Origin of the sequence: Streptomyces sp. NPDC020917, assembly GCF_044333795.1 — a bacterium.
GTDB lineage: Bacteria > Actinomycetota > Actinomycetes > Streptomycetales > Streptomycetaceae > Actinacidiphila.
Map to the genome: position 1 here is coordinate 633,307 of NZ_JBIRRR010000001.1, position 20,398 is coordinate 653,704.

16 protein-coding genes are annotated in these 20,398 nt (G+C 72.4%); 15 read left to right on the top strand and 1 reads right to left on the bottom strand.

Annotated features, from left to right (window positions below; translation table 11 throughout):
* Positions 1–18 precede the first annotated feature (18 nt).
* The 15 genes from ACH4TG_RS02715 (at position 19) to ACH4TG_RS02785 (ending at position 16,944) form a co-directional block, all read left to right on the top strand.
* Positions 19–450, top strand: a complete 432-nt coding sequence (locus ACH4TG_RS02715; RefSeq protein WP_398240029.1) for a cell division protein FtsL — start codon at positions 19–21, stop codon at positions 448–450.
* A gap of 409 nt (positions 451–859) precedes the next feature.
* Positions 860–2,707: a peptidoglycan D,D-transpeptidase FtsI family protein gene (locus ACH4TG_RS02720; RefSeq protein ID WP_398240031.1), complete on the top strand. Its 1,848-nt coding sequence runs from the start codon at positions 860–862 to the stop codon at positions 2,705–2,707.
* Between the two features lie 119 nt (positions 2,708–2,826).
* Positions 2,827–4,407 carry a UDP-N-acetylmuramoyl-L-alanyl-D-glutamate--2,6-diaminopimelate ligase gene (locus ACH4TG_RS02725; RefSeq protein ID WP_398240033.1) on the top strand — a complete coding sequence of 527 codons (1,581 nt, stop codon included), beginning with the start codon at positions 2,827–2,829 and terminating at the stop codon, positions 4,405–4,407.
* Positions 4,404–5,816: a UDP-N-acetylmuramoyl-tripeptide--D-alanyl-D-alanine ligase gene (murF, locus tag ACH4TG_RS02730; protein WP_398240035.1), complete on the top strand. Its 1,413-nt coding sequence runs from the start codon at positions 4,404–4,406 to the stop codon at positions 5,814–5,816. Before ACH4TG_RS02725 ends, murF begins: the two co-directional genes overlap by 4 nt.
* The gene (mraY, locus tag ACH4TG_RS02735) at positions 5,813–6,877 is read left to right on the top strand and encodes a phospho-N-acetylmuramoyl-pentapeptide-transferase (RefSeq protein ID WP_398240037.1); all 1,065 of its coding nucleotides are present in this window, start codon (positions 5,813–5,815) and stop codon (positions 6,875–6,877) included. Before murF ends, mraY begins: the two co-directional genes overlap by 4 nt.
* A complete protein-coding gene (murD, locus tag ACH4TG_RS02740; protein WP_398240038.1) occupies positions 6,874–8,349 on the top strand; it encodes a UDP-N-acetylmuramoyl-L-alanine--D-glutamate ligase in 1,476 nt (491 codons plus the stop codon). The genes mraY and murD overlap by 4 nt, the downstream gene beginning before the upstream one ends.
* A 45-nt stretch (positions 8,350–8,394) precedes the next feature.
* Positions 8,395–9,681 (top strand): putative lipid II flippase FtsW, encoded by a 1,287-nt coding sequence (gene ftsW, locus ACH4TG_RS02745; protein WP_398240040.1) that lies wholly within the window; start codon positions 8,395–8,397, stop codon positions 9,679–9,681.
* 6 nt (positions 9,682–9,687) lie between these two features.
* Positions 9,688–10,779: an undecaprenyldiphospho-muramoylpentapeptide beta-N-acetylglucosaminyltransferase gene (murG, locus tag ACH4TG_RS02750; RefSeq protein ID WP_398240041.1), complete on the top strand. Its 1,092-nt coding sequence runs from the start codon at positions 9,688–9,690 to the stop codon at positions 10,777–10,779.
* 142 nt (positions 10,780–10,921) lie between these two features.
* Positions 10,922–11,728 carry a cell division protein FtsQ/DivIB gene (locus tag ACH4TG_RS02755; RefSeq protein ID WP_398240043.1) on the top strand — a complete coding sequence of 269 codons (807 nt, stop codon included), beginning with the start codon at positions 10,922–10,924 and terminating at the stop codon, positions 11,726–11,728.
* 260 nt (positions 11,729–11,988) lie between these two features.
* Positions 11,989–13,203 (top strand): cell division protein FtsZ, encoded by a 1,215-nt coding sequence (ftsZ, locus tag ACH4TG_RS02760; RefSeq protein WP_398240045.1) that lies wholly within the window; start codon positions 11,989–11,991, stop codon positions 13,201–13,203.
* A 10-nt stretch (positions 13,204–13,213) separates the two neighbouring features.
* Entirely contained in the window at positions 13,214–13,951 is a 738-nt protein-coding gene (gene pgeF, locus ACH4TG_RS02765) for a peptidoglycan editing factor PgeF (protein WP_398240046.1), read from the top strand.
* Complete coding sequence (locus tag ACH4TG_RS02770; protein WP_398240048.1) at positions 13,948–14,691, top strand: YggS family pyridoxal phosphate-dependent enzyme; 744 nt, start codon at positions 13,948–13,950, stop codon at positions 14,689–14,691. Before pgeF ends, ACH4TG_RS02770 begins: the two co-directional genes overlap by 4 nt.
* 95 nt (positions 14,692–14,786) lie before the next feature.
* On the top strand, positions 14,787–15,410 hold the full coding sequence (locus ACH4TG_RS02775) for a cell division protein SepF (protein ID WP_398240049.1): 624 nt from the start codon (positions 14,787–14,789) through the stop codon (positions 15,408–15,410).
* 63 nt (positions 15,411–15,473) lie between these two features.
* Positions 15,474–15,761 (top strand): YggT family protein, encoded by a 288-nt coding sequence (locus ACH4TG_RS02780; protein WP_330793472.1) that lies wholly within the window; start codon positions 15,474–15,476, stop codon positions 15,759–15,761.
* 46 nt (positions 15,762–15,807) lie between these two features.
* Positions 15,808–16,944: a DivIVA domain-containing protein gene (locus ACH4TG_RS02785; protein ID WP_398240052.1), complete on the top strand. Its 1,137-nt coding sequence runs from the start codon at positions 15,808–15,810 to the stop codon at positions 16,942–16,944.
* Positions 16,945–17,067: 123 nt separating this feature from the next.
* Here the strand turns inward: ACH4TG_RS02785 and ileS are convergent, their stop codons facing one another.
* Positions 17,068–20,232 carry an isoleucine--tRNA ligase gene (gene ileS, locus ACH4TG_RS02790; protein WP_398240053.1) on the bottom strand — a complete coding sequence of 1,055 codons (3,165 nt, stop codon included), beginning with the start codon at positions 20,230–20,232 and terminating at the stop codon, positions 17,068–17,070.
* Positions 20,233–20,398 lie beyond the last annotated feature (166 nt).

Consider the following 20,398-nt stretch of genomic DNA (forward strand, 5'->3'; position numbering starts at 1 on the left):
CCGTTCGTCGTTCTCGTCGTGACGCTGCTCGCGGGGGGCCTCATCTCGCTTCTGCTGCTCAACTCGGCGGTCAACCAGGACTCGTTCGAGCTGAACAAGCTGCAGAAGGAGACCAACGGCTACACCGACGAGCAGCAGCAGCTGCAGCAGGAGGTCGACGGCCTGTCCGCGCCCGGCGCGCTGGAGCAGCGGGCGCAGCAGATGGGCATGGTGCCCGGCGGCGCCCCGGCGTTCCTCACCCCGACCGGCAAGGTGCAGGGCAGCCCGACGCCGGCCACCGCCCCGCCGGCGCCCCCCAGCCCCACCGCGACGCCCACTGGTGCCCAGCCGACCGGCCAGGGGCCCTCGGGGTCGCCGGCGCCGCCGGCCTCCGGCGCCCCGGCCTCGGGCACTCCGGCCGTCCCTTCCACCCCCGCCTCGGGGACCCCCGACACGACCACGGGCAGGTGAACCGGTGACCGGGCGCGACGACGAGAGGGACTCCCGCGGGCGCGCTCCCGGCCCGGGCGATGGCCGCGGCGGCCGGCCCGTTCCCCCCGGCGCCAGGGGCGCCGTGCGCGCCTCCGGCGGCGCGGCCCCGGGCCCGCGTCCCCGGCCCCAGGCCGGCGGCGCCGGTTCGGCCCGCGGCCAGGGCGCGGGAGGCAGCGGCTCGGCGCGGGCGCAGGGTGCCGGATCGGCCTCGGCCCGCGGCCAGGGCGCGGGCGGCGGGTCGGCGCGCGGGCAGGGTGCGCAGGGTTCACGGGGCTCGGGCGGCGCGGTACGGGCGCAGGGCGCGGGCGGCAGCCGTCTGGCGCCGCCGCGGCGGCCCTCGCCACCGCGGCAGGGCCGCGGCCCGGTGCGGCCGCCGACGCGCGGCCCGGTGCGGCTCGGACGTCCCCGGCCGCGGCTGCGGCTGGTCGGCGCCGCCCTGACGATCGTGATGGCCGTGTTTGTGGTGCGGCTGCTGCAGGTGCAGGCCGTGGACGCGTCCGCGTACGCCGCCAAGGCCGCCGTGAACCGCTGGGTGACGCACGAGGTCACCGCCGACCGCGGCACCATCACCGACCGCACCGGCGCCGACCTGGCGACCACCGTCGACGCCTACGACATCACCGCCGACCCGTACCTGTTCACGCCCGGGCAGGCCAAGGTCGGCGACGCCCCGCAGCAGGCGGCCGAGCTGCTCGCGCCGATCGTCGGCGGGGACGCCACGAAGATCGCCCAGCAGCTGGCCGCCCCGAAGTCCCGGTACCAGATCATCGCCCGGCAGCAGTCCCCGCAGGCGTGGAACCAGATCAAGGACCTGAAGGCGGGGTTCGCCGCCAAGTCCGCCAAGGGCCAGGGCGCCGACGTGCTGGCCGGCATCTTCAGCGAGCCGCACTCCAAGCGGGTCTACCCGGCGGGCGACCTGGCCGCGGGCGTCATCGGGTTCGTCAACGGCGACGGGCAGGGCGCGGGCGGCCTGGAGTCGATGCTGAACAAGCAGCTGTCCGGCACCAACGGCAAGATCCGCTACGCCCAGTCCAACGGCCGCCAGGTGCCCACCGCGGGTACCCAGGAGCAGCCCGCGGTCCCCGGCAGCGACATCGAGCTGACCCTGGACCGCGACATCCAGTGGGCCGCGCAGAGCGCCATCACCGCCCAGGTGGAGAAGTCCCACGCCGATCGCGGGTACGTGACCGTCATGGACAACAGGACCGGCGAGATCCTGGCCATGGCCGACGCGCCCGGCTACAACCCCAACGACCTCACCCACGCCGACCCCGCGGCCCTCGGCAACGCCGCGGTGCAGGACGCCTACGAGCCCGGCAGCGTGAGCAAGCTCATGTCGATGGCCGCCATCCTGGACACCGGCACCGCGACCCCGTACACCCGCGTCACCGTGCCGGGCACGCTGCCGCGGGCCGACCGGGTCTTCCACGACGACGTGGACCACGGCACCTGGTACCTGACGCTGAACGGCGTGCTGGCCAAGTCCAGCAACATCGGCACGATCCTCGCCAGCCAGCAGCTCGGCAGGACCCAGCCGCAGGCCAACCAGGTGCTCTACTCGTACCTGAAGAAGTTCGGCATCGGCTCGCCGACCGGCGTCGGCTTCCCCGGCGAGACCCCCGGCATCCTGGCCAAGCCGCAGGACTGGAACGCCTCGCAGCAGTACACCATCCCGTTCGGCCAGGGCCTGTCGCTGAACGCGCTGCAGGCCACCTCGGTGTACGCCACCATCGCCAACGGCGGCGTGCGGGTCCAGCCGTCGCTGATCCGCGGCGTCACCGGACCCGACGGGCGGTTCGTACCGGCCCCGGCACCGAAGAAGACCCGGGTGGTCAGCGCGCAGACCGCCGCCACGCTCTCGCAGATGCTGGAGTCCGTGGTGGGCAGCGAGCAGGGCACCGGCGTCTACGCCCGGATCGACGGCTACCGGGTCGCCGGCAAGACCGGTACGGCCAACCGGGTGGACCCCGACACCGGCCGCTACAAGGGCTACACCTCGTCGTTCATGGGCTTCGCGCCGGCCGACAACCCGCGGCTGACCGTCTCCTGCGTCATCCAGAACCCGACCAAGGGCAGCTACTACGGCGGCGAGATCTGCGGCCCGGTCTTCAAGAAGGTGATGGAGTTCGGCCTCAAGTCCCTGGGCGTGCCGCCTTCCGGCAAACCCGCGCCGAATCTGCCGATCGACTTCAACCCGTCGGATCCGGTGCCCGCGACCGGGCAGAAAACGCCGTGACGAGCGTGGACCGGCTCGCTGACCAGCAGCGCCGCACGGCCGGCCCGGGCCGCGACCCGCTCGGGCCGCGACCGGGTGATTTTGGCCCGGAACCCCGGCAGCCGGGTAACCTCACCGCCGTGCCCAACGCTGATCACACCCTCAGACAGCCGGGCGCGCCGCGCCCGGCGCATCCGCGTCCCCAGCCGCTGGCGGAGCTCGCCGGCCGGCTCGGGGTGGCCGCGACCGGCGGCTCGTCCCCCTCGGCTGCCCCGGCCGGTGATGCCGAGGTGACCGGCATCACCCACGACTCGCGCGCGGTGCGTCCGGGGGACCTGTACGCGGCGCTGCCGGGTGCCCGCTTCCACGGTGCCGACTTCGCCGCCCAGGCCGCCGAGGCCGGCGCGGTCGCCGTGCTGACCGACCCGGCGGGCACCGAGCGCGCCGCGGCCACCGGCCTGCCCGTGCTGACCGTGCCCGACCCGCGGGCCGTGATGGGCGAGCTGGCGGCGTGGGTCTACGGCGGGCCCGGCGAGGGGATGCTGCGGGTCGGGGTCACCGGCACCTCCGGCAAGACCACGACGGCGTATCTCGTCGAGGGCGGCCTGCGCGGCGCCCGCCCCGGCGCGACCGCGCTGATCGGCACCGTGGAGACGCGGATCGGCGAGGAGCGGCTCAAGAGCGAGCGGACCACCCCGGAGGCCACCGACCTGCAGGCGCTGTTCGCGGTGATGCGCGAGCGCGGCGTGGAGTCGCTGGTGATGGAGGTCTCCAGCCACGCCCTGGTCCTCGGCCGGGTCGACGGGGCCCTGTTCGACGTGGCGGTGTTCAACAACCTCAGCCCGGAGCACATGGAGTTCCACTCGGGCATGGAGGACTACTTCCAGGCCAAGGCGCAGCTGTTCACCCCGCGCCGCAGCCGGCTGGGCGTGGTGAACCTGGACGACGAGTACGGCCGCCGGCTGGTCGCCGAGGCCACCGTGCCGCTCGTCACATACTCGGCCGAGGGCCGGCTGGACGCCGACTGGCGGGCCGAGGACGTCCAGGCGGGGCTGCTGGACAGCCGCTTCACCGTGATCGGGCCCAAGGGCGAGCACGTCCAGGCGGTGGCCCCGCTGCCGGGCCCGTTCAACGTGGCGAACACGCTCGCCGCGATCACCGCGCTGGCCGCCGCCGGGCTCGACCCGCAGGCGGCCGCCGACGGTGTCGCCGCGGTGCCGGGCGTGCCGGGCCGGCTGGAGCGGGTGGACGCCGGCCAGCCCTATCTGGCGGTGGTGGACTACGCGCACAAGACCGACGCCGTGGAGTCGGTGCTGCGGGCGCTGCGGACCACCACGCAGGGCCGGATCCACGCCGTGCTCGGCTGCGGCGGCGACCGGGACCGGACCAAGCGCGGTCCGATGGGCGCCGCGCTCGCCAGGCTCGCCGATACCGCGGTGCTGACCTCGGACAATCCGCGATCGGAGGATCCGCTGGTTATCCTCGCCGCGATGTTGGACGGAGCAGCAGGCGTCCCCGCCACCGAGCGGGGCCATGTCATCGTCGAACCGGACCGGGCCGCCGCGGTGGCCGTGGCCGTCGCTCACGCGCGGCCCGGCGACATCGTGCTGGTGGCAGGCAAGGGCCATGAGCAGGGCCAGGACATCGCCGGAGAGGTGCGCCCCTTCGACGACCGAGAGGTGCTGCGCGCCGCGATCGAGAAGGACCAGAAACAGCTGTGATCCCCCTCACCCTCGCCGAGGTCGCACGCGCGGTCGGCGGGAGCATGCACGACATACCGGACGGCGACGTGCGGGTCACCGGACCCGTGGTCAGGGACTCCCGTGAGGTGGTGCCGGGCGCCCTGTTCGTGGCCTTCGCCGGGGAGCGCGCGGACGGCCACGACTTCGCCGCGGGCGCCGTCGCCGACGGCGCGGTCGCGGTGCTGGCGGCCCGGCCCGTCGGCGTCCCCGCGATCGTGGTGGACGACGTGCAGGCCGCGCTCGGCGCGCTCGCCCGCCATGTGATCGCGCTGCTGGGCGCCACCGCGGTGGCGCTCACCGGCTCCGCGGGCAAGACCAGCACCAAGGACCTGCTGGCCCAGCTGCTGGACCGGCTGGCGCCCACGGTGTGGACCCCGGGCTCGCTCAACAACGAGATCGGGCTGCCGCTGACCGCGCTGCAGGCCGACGAGAAGACCCGGCACCTGGTGCTGGAGATGGGCGCCCGCGGGATCGGCCACATCCGGTACCTGACCAGCCTGACGCCGCCGCGGATCGGCATGGTGCTCAACGTCGGCAGTGCCCACATCGGCGAGTTCGGCGGCCGCGAGCAGATCGCGATCGCCAAGGGGGAGATGGTCGAGGGGCTGCCGCCGGCGGAGGAGGGCGGCATCGCCGTCCTCAACGCCGACGACCCCTTCGTCCGGGACATGGCGAGCCGGACCAAGGCCCGGGTGGTCTTCTTCGGCGAGAGCGAGAACGCCGCGTACCGTGCCGAGAATGTCCGGCTGAACGACCGGGGACAGCCCGTCTTCAGCCTGCACACACCCACCGGGTGCGCCGATGTGACCTTGCGCCTGTACGGTGAGCACCACGTGTCGAACGCGCTTGCCGCGGCCGCCGTAGCCGGTGAACTCGGCATGCCCGCACCGGAGATCGCCATCGCGCTCTCCGAGGCCGGCTCGCTGTCGCACTGGCGGATGGAGGTCACCGAGCGTCCCGACGGCGTGACGGTCGTCAACGACGCCTACAACGCGAACCCCGAATCCATGAGGGCAGCCCTGCGCGCACTGGCCGCGATGGGCGCCTCGGCACAGGCGCGGGGGGGCCGTACCTGGGCGGTGCTGGGACGGATGGCCGAACTCGGCGAGCAGTCGCTGGCCGAGCACGACGCGGTGGGGCGGCTGGTCGTCCGGCTCAACGTCAGCAAGCTCGTGGCCGTGGGCGGTACCGAAGCCGCCTGGCTGCAAATGGGCGCCTATAACGAGGGTTCGTGGGGTGAGGAGTCGGTGCACGTGTCCGACGCTGAGGCGGCGATCGAACTGTTGCGCAGCGAAGTGCGGCCGGGGGACGTCGTGCTGGTGAAGGCATCGAGGTCGGTCGGGCTCGAGTCCGTGGCGCTCGCGCTGATCGAGGGTGCCGCCCGATGAAGCAGATCCTCGTCTCCGGCGTCCTGGGGCTGTTCCTGTCGCTGTTCGGCACCCCGCTGCTGATCCGCCTGCTGGCCCGCAAGGGCTACGGGCAGATGATCCGGGACGACGGCCCGAAGGCCCACCACAGCAAGCGCGGCACGCCCACCATGGGCGGCATCGCCTTCATCCTGGCCACGGTGCTCGCCTATGTGATCACCAAGCTGGTCACCGGTGAGAAGGCCACCATGTCCGGCCTGCTGGTGCTGTTCCTGACCTTCGGCATGGGCCTGGTGGGCTTCCTCGACGACTACATCAAGATCGTCAAGCAACGGAGCCTGGGCCTGCGGGCCAAGGCGAAGATGGCCGGCCAGCTCATCGTCGGCATCGCCTTCGCGGTGCTCGCGCTGAACTTCCACGACTCGCGCGGTCAGACCCCGGCGTCCACCAAGCTCTCCTTCACCACGGACTTCGGCTGGTCGGTCGGCCCGGTGATCTTCGTGGTCTGGGCGCTGTTCATGATCCTGGCGATGTCCAACGGCGTGAACCTCACCGACGGCCTGGACGGCCTGGCCACCGGTGCCTCGGTGATGGTCTTCGCCGCGTACACGGTCATCGGCGTGTGGCAGTACGGCCAGTGGTGCGGCGCCCCGGTCAGCGCCAACGGCGCCTGTTACGAGGTACGCGACCCGCTCGACCTGGCGGTGGTGGCCGCCGCGCTGATGGGCGCCTGCTTCGGCTTCCTGTGGTGGAACACCTCGCCGGCGAAGATCTTCATGGGCGACACCGGCTCCCTGGCCCTGGGCGGCGCGCTGGCCGGCTTCGCGATCTGCTCGCGCACCGAGCTGCTGCTGGCCGTCCTCGGCGGCCTGTTCGTCCTGATCACCATGTCGGTCGTCATCCAGGTCGGCTCCTTCCGGCTCACCGGGAAGCGCGTGTTCCGGATGGCCCCGCTACAGCACCACTTCGAACTCAAGGGGTGGAGCGAGGTCCTGATCGTGGTCCGGTTCTGGATCATCCAGGGCATGTGCATGGCCGTCGGGCTCGGCGTCTTCTACGCCGCCTGGGTGGCCGCCTCGTGACCGCCGCCGAGCACGGACCGGAGGCCGCCGTGGAACTGAAGGACGTCCGGGTCACCGTCGCCGGGCTCGGCGTGTCCGGCGTGCCCGCCGCCAAGGTGCTGCACCGGCTCGGCGCGCAGGTCACCGTGGTCAACGCCACCGCGGGGGACAAGCAGCGGGCCGAGGCCGCCGAGCTGGAGGCGCTGGGCGTCACCACGCGGCTCGGCGACGGCGACACGCTGCCCGAGGGCACCGAGCTGGTGGTCACCACCCCCGGCTGGAAGCCGAGCAGCCCGCTGTTCCTCGCCGCCGAGCAGGCGGGCGTGGAGATCTGGGGCGACGTCGAACTCGCCTGGCGGCTGCGGCAGCCGGGCGCGGCCCCCTGGCTCGCGGTCACCGGCACCAACGGCAAGACCACCACCACCCGCATGCTCGCGGCCATCCTGGCCGCGGCCGGCCTGCGCACCGCCGCCGTCGGCAACATCGGCGTCTCCTTGCTGGACGTGGTGCTCGGCGAGCAGGACTACGACGTGCTCGCGGTGGAGCTGTCCAGCTACCAGCTGCACTGGGCGCCCAGCATCCGCCCGCACTCCGCCGCGGTGCTCAACCTCGCGCCCGACCACCTGGACTGGCACGGCTCGATGGCCGCCTACGCGGCCGACAAGGGCCGGATCTACCACGGCAACACGGTCGCCTGCGTGTACAACGCGGCCGACCCGGAGACCGAGCGGCTGGTCCGGGAGGCCGACGTCGAGGAGGGCTGCCGGGCCATCGGCTTCACCCTGAACGCCCCCCGCCCCTCGGAGTTCGGCGTCGTCGACGGGATCCTGGTCGACCGGGCCTTCGTCGAGGACCGGGCGCACCAGGCCCAGGAGCTTGCCGAGACCGGCGACGTCACCCCCGCCGCGCCGCACAACATCGCCAACGCGCTGGCCGCCGCGGCCCTGGCCCGCGCCTACGGCGTGCCGCCGGCCGCGGTGCGCGAGGGCCTGCGCGCCTTCACCCCGGACGCGCACCGGATCGCCGAGGTGGCCACCGTCGACGGCGTCACCTACGTCGACGACTCCAAGGCGACCAACACCCATGCCGCGGAGGCCTCGCTGGCCGCCTACGACTCGATCGTGTGGCTGGCCGGCGGACTCGCCAAGGGGGCCGAGTTCGACGAGCTGGCCGCGCGGGCGGCCGGGCGGCTGCGCGCGGCGGTGCTGTTCGGCGCCGACCGGGCGCTGATCCGCGAAGCCCTCGCGCGACACGCGCCGCAGGTCCCGGTCACCGAGCTGGAACGGACCGACACTGGGGCGATGTCGGCCGCCGTGGCCCTCGCGCAGGAGCTGGCCCGGCCGGGCGACACGGTCCTGCTGGCGCCGGCCTGCGCGTCGATGGACATGTTCACCAACTACAACCAGCGCGGCGAGATGTTCGCGGACGCGGTGCGGGAGCTGGACCGGGCATCGGCCGGCACGTCCCTGGGCGAAGGCCGGGGCGAGGACTAGCACGCTCCCGTCGGGCGCGGGAGCGGCGCACGAAAGAGGGGGCGCATGAGCGGCTACTCGGTCCGGCCGCGCGGCAGCGCGCTGCGGGGTGCGGCCCGGCTGCCGGGGCGGCTGCGGACGGCCTGGGACCGCCCGCTGACCGCCTACTACGTCATCCTCGGGGCGGGCCTGCTGATCACCGTGCTCGGCCTGGTGATGGTGTACTCGGCCTCGCAGATCCAGGCGCTGCGCTACGGGCTGCCGTCCACCTTCTACTTCCGCAAGCAGCTGCTGGCGGTGGCCATCGGCGCGGTGCTGCTGTGGTTCGCCGCCCGCGCGCCGGTCCGGCTGCACCGGGCGCTGGCGTACCCGCTGCTGCTCGGCGCGGTGTTCCTGATGTGCCTGGTGCAGGTGCCGGGGATAGGGATGACGGTCAACGGCAACACCAACTGGCTGTCCATCGGCGGCCCGTTCCAGCTGCAGCCCAGCGAGTTCGGCAAGCTCGCGCTGGTGCTGTGGGGCGCCGACCTGCTCGCCCGCAAGAACGACCGCAACCTGCTCGTCCAGTGGAAGCACCTGCTGGTGCCGCTGGTCCCGGTGACCGTGCTGCTGCTCGGGCTGATCATGCTCGGCGGCGACATGGGCACCACGATGATCCTCACCGCCATGCTCTTCGGCATGCTCTGGCTGGCCGGCGCCCCCACCCGGCTGTTCGCCGGCGTGCTCGCCGGGGCCGCCGCGCTGGCCGCCCTGGCGATCGCCACCAACCCCAACCGGATGGGCCGGCTGCACTGCATCGCGGCCACCTCGCCGGGCAGCAACGACCAGTGCTGGCAGGCCGTGCACGGCATCTACGCGCTGGCGTCCGGCGGCTGGTTCGGCACCGGACTCGGGGCAAGTGTGGAGAAATGGGGCGAACTGCCCGAGCCGCACACCGACTTCATCTTCGCGGTGACCGGGGAGGAACTGGGCCTGGCAGGGACGCTGTCCGTACTCGCCCTCTTCGCGGCACTAGGCTACGCGGGTATCCGCGTGGCCGGTCGTACGGAGGACCCCTTCGTCAGGTTCGCAGCGGGTGGCGTGACCACCTGGATCACGGTCCAGGCCGTGATCAACATCGGTGCGGTGCTCGGCCTGCTGCCGATCGCCGGGGTTCCGCTCCCGCTGTTCTCCTACGGAGGATCCGCCCTCCTGCCGACGATGTTCGCGATCGGGCTGCTGATCTCCTTCGCCAGGAGCGAGCCGTCCGCGCGAGCGGCTCTGGCCGTGCGGGGCCGGAACAACTCCCTGACGGGGGTCGTGAGACGGACGATGCGACGGCGCGCCAGACGGCGGCCGTCCGGAGAGCGGTGAATTTCGGTGCATGTCGTACTCGCCGGTGGGGGGACCGCCGGCCACATCGAGCCGGCGCTCGCGCTCGCCGATGCCCTGCGCAGGCAGGACCCGACCGTGGGCATCACGGCCCTGGGCACCGAGAAGGGCCTGGAGACACGGCTGGTACCGGAACGCGGCTACGAACTGGCGCTGATCCCCGCCGTCCCGCTGCCGCGCAGGCCCACCCCCGAACTCATCACCGTGCCCGGCCGGCTGCGCGGCACCATCAAGGCCGCCGAGCAGGTGCTGGAGCGCACCAAGGCGGACGTCGTCGTCGGCTTCGGCGGCTATGTCGCGCTGCCCGGCTACCTGGCGGCCAAGCGCCTCGGCGTGCCGATCGTCGTGCACGAGGCCAACGCCCGCCCCGGCCTCGCCAACAAGATCGGCTCGCGGTACGCCCACGCGGTCGCCGTCTCGACCCCGGACAGCAAGCTGCGTGACGCCCGCTACATCGGCATCCCGCTGCGCCGCACCATCGCCACCCTGGACCGCGCCGCGGCCCGCCCCGAGGCCCGGCACGCCTTCGGCCTCGACCAGAACCTGCCGACGCTGCTGGTCTCCGGCGGCTCCCAGGGCGCCCGGCGGCTCAACGAGGTGGTCGCCACGGTCGCGCCGCGGCTCCAGCAGTCCGGCGTCCAGATCCTGCACGCGGTCGGCCCGAAGAACGAGCTGCCCCGGTCCGACAACATGCCCGGCATGCCGCCGTACCGCCCGGTGCCGTACGTCGACCGGATGGACCTGGCGTACGCCGCCGCCGACATGATGCTCTGCCGGGCCGGCGCGATGACCGTCGCCGAACTGTCCGCGGTGGGGCTGCCGGCCGCCTACGTACCGCTGCCGATCGGCAACGGCGAGCAGCGGCTCAACGCCCAGCCGGTGGTCAAGGCCGGCGGCGGTCTGCTGGTCGACGACGCTGACCTGACCCCGGACTGGGTGCTCGGCAACGTCCTGCCGGTGCTCACCGACCCGCACCGCCTGTACGCGATGTCGCGCGCCGCCGCCGAGTTCGGCCGCCGGGACGCGGACGAGCTGCTGGTCTCCATGGTCCACGACGCGGTGGCCGCCCGGCACAAGTGAGCCGGCGGCGCCGCGGGACGCACCCGGGCGCCCGCGGCAGGGCGCGCCGGGGGCGCGTCCCGCGGAGTTGGGCGCCCGGGCTGGCACGATAAGGCGAGACGGGGCAGCTCTGCCCCGCAGCCGTCGACGTGGGGGAGGCAGGGTGGCCGGGATCGAGGCCAGGCCGCGCGGCACCGGGCCCGCGGGGCAACCGCCCGCGGTCCGCCGCGACCGGCGCCCGCGGCTGCGGATCACCCCGCCCTCGCGCCGGACCACGCTGATCCTCCTGGTGCTGCTCACCGTGCTCGCGGGCGGCGGGACCTGGGCGGTGTACGGGTCGAGCTGGCTGCGCGCGACGCGGGTGACGGTGCACGGCGAACGGGTGCTGACCGCCGGGCAGATCGAGCACGCCGCGGCCGTGCCGCTCGGCGGCCCGCTGGCCTCCGTGGACACCGGCGCCGTCCGTCGCCGGCTGCTGGCCGCGCTGCCGCGGGTGGAGCGGGTGGACGTCACCCGGTCCTGGCCGCACACGATCAGCGTGACGGTGACCGAGCGCGTGCCGTCCGCGGTGCTCAGGAACGGCTCGAAGTTCACCGAAGTCGACCGGGACGGCGTGCGGTTCGCCACCGTGGACCGCGCCCCGGCCGGTGTCCCGCTGGTCCAGTTGACGCCCGACACCACCGGGGCGGCGGCCAGCCTGCGGGTGTTCCCCACCAGCCGGCTGCTGCAGTCCGCGATCCTGGTCTCCGCGGATCTCCCGGATTCGGTGCGCGGACGGGCCACCGCGATCCGGGTGCGTTCCTACGACGGCATCACCGTCGAACTCGCGGGCGGCCGCGAGGTGATGTGGGGGAGCGCGGAACAGGGGGCCTTCAAGGCCACGGTGCTGACGGCTCTGATGAAGGCCGAACCGCATGCCCGTCGATTCGATGTCAGCGCCCCCACTTCCCCTGCCGCATCGGGGAGTTGACGGGCCCGCTGACCAGGCGACCCGGGAGTGCGACCCCTGGCAGGACGCCGTACGGCGTGATCACATAGGGTGAAAAGAAAAACGGGAGGTTCGGCGTGTTCGTTGAACCATCACCGCTTGTCGACTTAGTGTCTCGTTCCAAAGGAACACGGGACAGACATACCGGTAACCCTAAACCTCAGCGTTAGGGTTCGGGAACGGCAACGGGAACACACCGACCGTCCCACCCGATTCGTAACTCGAGGCGAGAGGCCTTCGACGTGGCAGCACCGCAGAACTACCTCGCAGTCATCAAGGTCGTCGGCATCGGCGGCGGTGGCGTCAACGCCATCAACAGGATGATCGAGGTCGGTCTCAAGGGCGTCGAGTTCATCGCGATCAACACCGATGCGCAGGCCCTGCTGATGAGCGACGCCGACGTCAAGCTCGACGTCGGCCGTGAGCTGACCCGCGGGCTCGGCGCCGGCGCCAACCCGGACGTCGGCCGCAAGGCCGCCGAGGACCACCGCGAGGAGATCGAGGAGGTGCTCAAGGGCGCCGACATGGTCTTCGTCACCGCGGGTGAGGGAGGCGGCACCGGCACCGGCGGCGCCCCCGTGGTGGCCAACATCGCCCGCTCGCTGGGCGCGCTGACCATCGGCGTGGTCACCCGGCCGTTCACCTTCGAGGGCCGCCGCCGGGCCAACCAGGCCGAGGACGGCATCGCGGGCCTGCGGGAGAACGTCGACACCCTGATCGTCATCCCCAACGACCGGCTGCTGTCCATCTCGGACCGCCAGGTCAGCGTGCTCGACGCGTTCCGCTCCGCCGACCAGGTGCTGCTCTCCGGTGTGCAGGGCATCACCGACCTGATCACCACCCCGGGCCTGATCAACCTGGACTTCGCCGACGTGAAGTCCGTGATGTCAGAGGCCGGTTCGGCCCTCATGGGCATCGGCTCGGCCCGCGGCGACGACCGGGCGGTGGCCGCCGCGGAGATGGCGATCTCCTCGCCGCTGCTGGAGGCGTCCATCGACGGCGCCCGCGGGGTGCTGCTGTCCATCTCCGGCGGCTCCGACCTCGGCCTGTTCGAGATCAACGAGGCCGCCCAGCTGGTCAGCGAGGCCGCCCACCCGGAGGCCAACATCATCTTCGGCGCGGTGATCGACGACGCGCTCGGCGACGAGGTCCGGGTCACCGTCATCGCCGCGGGCTTCGACGGCGGCCAGCCGCCCACCAAGGGCAGCCGCGACAAGAACGTCGGCACGTACGCCTCGCGCGACGAGTCCCCGGTCCCGCCGCGGCCCGAGCCCCCGCGCCCGGCCTCGTCCTTCAACGGGCTGGGCAGCATCCCGGCCCCGGCCGACCGCGACCCGGAGTCCGCGCCGGTCGCCGAGACCCCGATCGCGCCGCCGGTGATCCCGCCGATCGTGCCGCCGGCCCGCCCGTACCAGGACTCGGCCGAAGAGCTCGACGTCCCCGACTTCCTGAAGTGACCGCCCGGCAGTGATAGGGCATCGCACAGCAGTGGGCGGCGCCCACTTCGCCTTCACCGACCGGTGGGGCGGGGTGAGCGCCGTTCCGTATGACAGCCTCAACCTCGGCGGGGCGGTCGGCGACGACCCGGCCGCCGTGCACGCCAACCGCGCCCGCGCGGCCGGGGAGCTCGGCCGCGACCCGGAGCGCGTGGTGTGGATGAACCAGGTGCACGGGCGGGACACCGCCGTGGTCGACCGGCCCTGGGGCGACGGCCCGGTGCCGGCGGTCGACGCGCTCGTCACCACCCGCGCCGACCTGACGCTGGCCGTGCTGACCGCCGACTGCGTCCCGGTGCTGCTGGCCGACCCGGTGGCCGGGGTCGCCGCGGCCGCGCACGCCGGCCGTCCCGGACTGGCCGCCGGCGTCGTGCCCGCCGCCGTCGAGGCGATGGCCGCGCAGGGCGCCCGGCCCGACCGGATCACCGCGGTGATCGGCCCCTCGGTGTGCGGCAAGTGCTACGAGGTGCCCGCCGCGCTGCGCGACGAGGTGGCCGCGGTCGTACCGGAGGCGTTCGCCACCACCAGTTGGGGCACGCCGGCGATCGACGTGAGCGCCGGGGTGCGCGCCCAACTCGCCCACGCCGGCGTGCGGATCGCCGACGCGCCCACGGTGTGCACCCTGGAGTCCGCCGATCACTTCTCCTACCGCCGCGAGTCCGTCACCGGGCGGCTCGCGGGCTACGTCTGGCTGGACGGGACCGCGTGAACGACACTCCTGCCTCCGGCAGTTCGGACCGGCTCGACCAACTCGCCGCGAATCTCGCGCGGGTGGAGGAGCGCATCGGTGCCGCGTGCCGGGCCGCCGGCCGGGACCGCGAGGACGTCACGCTCATCGTGGTCACCAAGACCTACCCGGCGTCGGACGTGCGGCTGCTGGCCGGACTCGGCGTGCGGCACGTGGCGGAGAACCGCGACCAGGAGGCGGGGCCGAAGGCCGCCGCGTCCGCGGACCTGCCGCTGCGCTGGCACTTCGTGGGCCAGCTGCAGACCAACAAGGCCCGCGCGGTGGTCCGTTACGCTGATCACGTGCACTCCGTCGACCGGCTCCGGCTGGTCGGCGCGCTGTCCGGCGCGGCCACCGCCGCGGGACGGCGGCTCGGTTGCCTCATCCAGGTCGCCCTGGACGCCGAGTCGGGAACGCAGGGCGAGCGCGGCGGGGTCGCCCCCGACGGCGTCGACGCACTCGCCGACGCCGTGGCGGCCGCGGACGGCCTGCGGCTGGACGGGCTGATGACGGTAGCACCGCTCGCCGGCGCATATGCGGGCCAACCCCGTGCTGCCTTCGATCGGTTGATGGAAATCTCATCCCGCCTGCGCGAGGCCCATCCTGCTGCGAACATGGTCTCGGCAGGGATGAGCCAGGACCTCGAGGAAGCGGTGGCCGCCGGAGCGACACACGTCCGCGTCGGTACGGCGGTACTCGGAGTCCGTCCGCGGCTCCGGTAACGTCACCAAACAAGTCGGACCACAGCATAAATATGGTGTGGCGGTCGTCCCGAGGGCGGCCGAGGACCGCAACCCCCGCTGAGAGGACGCAGAGCATGGCCGGCGCGATGCGCAAGATGGCGGTCTACCTCGGCCTCGTGGAGGACGACGGATACGACGGACCGGGCTTCGACTCCGACGACGAGTTCGAGCCCGAGCTGCCCGCGCCGCCGAGCAGCCGGACCGTTCCGGAACCGGAACGCGTGCCTGCCCGTCGATCGCACAGTCAGCACGTGCCGCCGAGCCAGCACCAGCCGCCGCAGGACGAACCGCCGCGGCTCGTCCACGCTCCGGCACCCCGCGAACCGAGGATCGCCCCAGTGGCATCCATCACACCCGAACGTCATACCCTGGAGAAGAACGCACCCGTGATCATGCCCAAGGTCGTGTCCGAGCGCGAGCCCTACCGGATCACGACACTTCACCCCCGGACGTACAACGAAGCCCGTACCATCGGGGAACACTTCCGTGAGGGCACACCGGTGATCATGAACTTGACGGAGATGGACGACACGGACGCAAAGCGACTTGTCGACTTCGCCGCCGGTCTGGTCTTCGGTCTTCACGGGAGCATCGAGCGGGTGACGCAGAAGGTGTTTCTGCTGTCGCCTGCTAACGTCGATGTCACGGCGGAGGACAAAGCCCGGATCGCCGAGGGCGGGTTCTTCAACCAGAGCTGAGCCGAACGCAACCGCAGGACCCGGCCGAGAGGCCGGCAGACGACCAGGGGAGAGGGAAGCGCGATGAGTGTCGCACTCCAAGTGCTGTACATCGCGTTGTACTGCTTCCTTGCCGTCCTTATTTTCCGGTTGGTGATGGATTGGGTCTTCCAGTTCGCCCGTTCGTGGCATCCTGGGAAGGCCATGGTGGTGGTCCTGGAAGGCACCTACACTGTCACCGATCCGCCACTCAAGCTTCTGCGGCGGTTCATTCCGCCGCTACGTCTCGGGGGCGTGGCGCTCGACCTGTCCTTCTTCGTATTGATGATCATCGTGTACATCCTGATCTCCGTCGTCGGGGGCTTGATGTGAACGGTGTGGGCTCCCGATATGTCGACGATCACGTTGAGGTGAAGAGATGCCGCTGACCCCCGAGGACGTTCGGAACAAGCAGTTCACGACCGTCCGCCTCCGAGAGGGCTATGACGAGGATGAGGTCGACGCCTTCCTCGACGAGGTGGAGTCGGAGCTGACACGCTTGCTCCGCGAGAACGAGGATCTGCGGGCCAAGCTGGCCGCGGCCACTCGTGCCGCCGCCCAGAACCAGCAGCAGGGCATGCGCAAGCCGGAACCCCAGGACCGGCCGGTGCCCGCTGCCATATCCGGACCGCAGCCGGTGCCGCAGCAGCAGATGGGTCCGCCCCAGCTGCCCGGTGGAGCACCTCAGCTGCCCGCAGGTCCCAGTGCCCAGCAGCACCCGATGCAGCAGGGCCACCCCATGCAGCAGCAGGGTCCCGGCCCGATGGGCCAGCACCCGATGCAGCAGGGTCACCCCATGCAGCAGCAGGGTCCCGGCCCGATGGGCGGGCACCCCATGCAGCAGCAGGGGCCCGGCGGCGACAGTGCCGCCCGCGTGCTCTCGCTCGCGCAGCAGACCGCCGACCAGGCGATCGCCGAGGCGCGTTCCGAGGCCAACAAGATCGTCGGTGAAGCGCGCAGCCGCGCCGAGGGCCTGGAGCGGGACGCCCGCGCCAAGGCCGACGCGCTGGAGCGGGACGCCCAGGAGAAGCACCGCGTCGCGATGGGCTCGCTGGAGTCCGCCCGCGCCACGCTGGAGCGCAAGGTCGAGGACCTGCGCGGCTTCGAGCGGGAGTACCGCACGCGCCTGAAGTCCTACCTGGAGTCGCAGCTGCGCCAGCTGGAGAACCAGGCGGACGACTCGCTCGCCCCGCCGCGGACCGCCGCGCCCGCGCCGTCCCTGCCGGCCGCGCCCTCCATGGGCAACGGCACGATGGGCGGCAACTCCATGGGGGGCAACTCCATGGGCGGGATGGCTCCTGCCGGGGCCGGTGCCATGGGCCACGGTTCGGCGCCGTCCTACGGCGGTGCGCAGGGCATGGGCGGTCACACCCCCGGTCCGACGTACGGCGGCCAGCAGCAGATGTCGCCCGCGATGACGCAGCCGATGGCTCCGGTGCGGCCGCAGGGTCCGTCGCCGATGCAGCAGGCGCCGACGCCGATGCGCGGCTTCCTCATCGACGAGGACGACAACTAGCCGTTACTTACGCGCTCGACGTCAAGGGCCGGGCCTCCGGGGAGTCTTCCCCAGGAGGCCCGGCCCTTTTGTGCGTCCAGCGCGGGTCCCGCGCCCCTGAGGGGGTGCGGGACCCGCGCTGGATCAGGCGGACTTGCGCAGGTGGAAGGTGAGGCCGAGGGCCGCGTCGGTGAAGGCGGGGCCGAAGCCCTCCTCGGCGGGGGCGTCGCCGGCCGCGAGGCTGTCCGCCAGGACCTCCTCGGAGATCAGCCCGGCGTGCTCGGCCAGCGCCGTCGACAACTCACCGTCGCCGGCCGCGTACCGCACGTGGATGCGATCCGTCACCTCGAGACCGGAGTTCTTCCTGGCCTCCTGGACGAGCCGGATGACGTCGCGGGCCAGACCCGCCAGCCGCAGCTCCGGCGTGACCTCCAGGTCGAGTGCGACCGTCGCGCCGGCGTCGGAGGCGACCGACCAGCCCTCGCGCGGCGTCTCGGTCACGATGACCTCGTCGGGCGCCAGGACCACGTCCTCCCCGTCCACCACGACCGTCGCGGTGCCGTGCTCGCGCAGGTCCGCCGACAGCCGGGCCGCGTCCGCCGCGGCGACCGCCGCCGCGACCGCCTGCACGCCCTTGCCGAACCGCTTGCCCAGGGCACGGAAGTTGGCCTTGGCGCTGGTGTCCACCAGCGAGCCGCCCACCTCGGAGAGCGAGGCGAGCGCCGCGACGTTCAGCTCGTCGGCGATCTGCCCGCGCAGCTCCGCGGACAGGTTCTCGAAGCCCGCCGCGGCGACCAGCGCGCGCGACAGCGGCTGCCGCGTCTTGACGCCGGACTCCGCCCGGGTCGCCCGGCCCAGTTCGACCAGCCGCCGCACGAGCTGCATCTGCTCGGACAGCGCCGGGTCGATCCACTCCTCGGCCACCTGCGGCCACGACGCGAGGTGCACCGAGTCCGGGGCGTCCGGGACGACCGCGACCACCAGGTCCTGCCACACCCGCTCTGTGATGAACGGCACAAGCGGCGCCATCAGCCGGGTCACCGTCTCGACGACGTCGTGCAGGGTGCGCAGCGCCGCCGCGTCGCCCTGCCAGAACCGCCGGCGCGAGCGCCGCACGTACCAGTTGGACAGGTCGTCGACGAAACCGGAGAGCAGCTTCCCTGCCCGCTGGGTGTCGAACGCCTCCAGTGCCGCTGTGACATCGCGCACCAGCACGTTGAGCTCGCCGACCAGCCAGCGGTCCAGCAGCGGCCGGTCCGCCACCGCCGGGTCCGCCGCGGACGGCGCCCAGCCGGAGGTGCGGGCGTACAGCGCCTGGAACGCCACGGTGTTCCAGTACGTGAGGAGCGTCTTGCGGACGACCTCCTGGATCGTGCCGTGGCCCACCCGGCGGGCGGCCCACGGGGAGCCGCCGGCGGCCATGAACCAGCGCACCGCGTCGGCGCCGTGCTGGTCCATGAGCGGGATCGGCTGCAGGATGTTGCCCAGGTGCTTGGACATCTTGCGGCCGTCCTCGGCCAGGATGTGGCCCAGGCACACCACGTTCTCGTACGACGAGCGGTCGAAGACCAGCGTGCCGACCGCCATCAGCGTGTAGAACCAGCCGCGGGTCTGGTCGATGGCCTCGGAGATGAACTGCGCCGGGTAGGTGCGCTCGAAGACCTCCTTGTTGCGGTACGGGTAGCCCCACTGCGCGAACGGCATCGACCCCGAGTCGTACCAGGCGTCGATCACCTCGGGCACCCGGGTCGCCGGCCGCGCGCAGGTCGGGCAGTCGAAGACCACCTCGTCGATGTAGGGGCGGTGCGGGTCCAGGCGCGACTGGTCGGTGCCGGTCAGGGTGCTCAGTTCGGCGAGCGAGCCCACGCAGGTCAGGTGGCCGTCCTCGCAGCGCCAGATCGGCAGCGGGGTGCCCCAGTAGCGGTTGCGGGACAGCGCCCAGTCCACGTTGTTGTTCAGCCAGTCGCCGAACCGGCCGTACTTGACCGACTCCGGGTACCAGTTGGTGCGCTCGTTCTCGCGCAGCAGCGCGTCCTTGACCGCGGTGGTGCGGATGTACCACGACGGCTGCGCGTAGTAGAGCAGCGCGGTGTGGCAGCGCCAGCAGTGCGGGTAGCTGTGCTCGTACGGCAGGTGCCGGAACAGCCGCCCGCTGGTCTGGAGTTCGGCCACCAGCAGCTCGTCGGCCTTCTTGAAGAACACCCCGCCGACCAGTGCCACGTCCGGCTCGAACGTGCCGTCGGGGCGCACCGGGTTGACGACCGGAAGCCCGTACTGGCGGCAGGTCTTGAGGTCGTCCTCGCCGAACGCCGGCGACTGGTGGACCAGTCCGGTGCCGTCCTCGGTTGTCACGTAGTCGGCGTTGAGGACGTAGTGCGCGTCCGGGATGTCGACGAAGGTGAACGGGCGCTCGTAGGACCAGCGCTCCATCTCGCGCCCGGTGAAGCTCCGCCCGGTCGGCTCCCAGCCCTCGCCCAGCGCCTTGCCGACCAACGGCTCGGCGACGACGAGCTGTTCGGTGCCGTCGGTGGCCACCAGGTAGGTGACGTCGGGGTGCACGGCGACCGCGGTGTTGGACACCAGCGTCCAGGGCGTCGTCGTCCACACCAGCAGCGACGCCTCGCCGGCCAGCGGCCCGGAGGTCAGCGGGAAGCGCACGTACACCGACGGGTCGACGATCGTCTCGTAGCCCTGGGCGAGTTCGTGGTCGGACAGGCCCGTCTGGTCCCGCGGGCACCAGGGCGCGACGCGGTAGTCCTGGACCAGCAGGCCCTTGTCGAAGATCTGCCGCAGCGACCACCACACGGACTCCACGTACTCGGGGTCCATGGTGCGGTAGGCGTCGTCCAGGTCGACCCAGTAGCCCATGCGCGTCGTCAGCTCGGCGAACGCGTCGGTGTGCCGGGTCACCGACTCACGGCACTTGGCGTTGAACTCCGCGATGCCGTAAGCCTCGATGTCCTGCTTGCCGGTGAACCCCAGCTCCTTCTCCACGGCCAGCTCGACCGGCAGGCCGTGGCAGTCCCAGCCGGCCTTGCGGGTCACGTGGAAGCCCTGCATGGTCTTGAAGCGCGGGAAGACGTCCTTGAAGACGCGGGCTTCGATGTGGTGCGCGCCGGGCATGCCGTTCGCGGTCGGCGGCCCCTCGTAGAACACCCAGTCCGGGCGGCCGGCGGTCTGCTCCAGCGAGCGCGCGAAGGTCTTGCGCTCGCTCCACAGGGACAGCACCTCGTGTTCGAGGGCGGGCAGGTCCACCTGGGCGGGCACCTGGCGGTACTGCGGCTGGGACGGCTCGTGCTGCGGGCTCATCAGGGGTTCTTCCTCCGGCGGACACTCGTCGCTCGTGGCGGACTTCCGTCGGAGGGACGAGAGCTGCTGACGATCGCTCCCGCGGTACCACCCTCCTTGGCGGTACGGCACCCTCACGGGTCCCGCCGCCCCCTCATTGGGGTCGCGAGGCCGGTTCTACTGACCG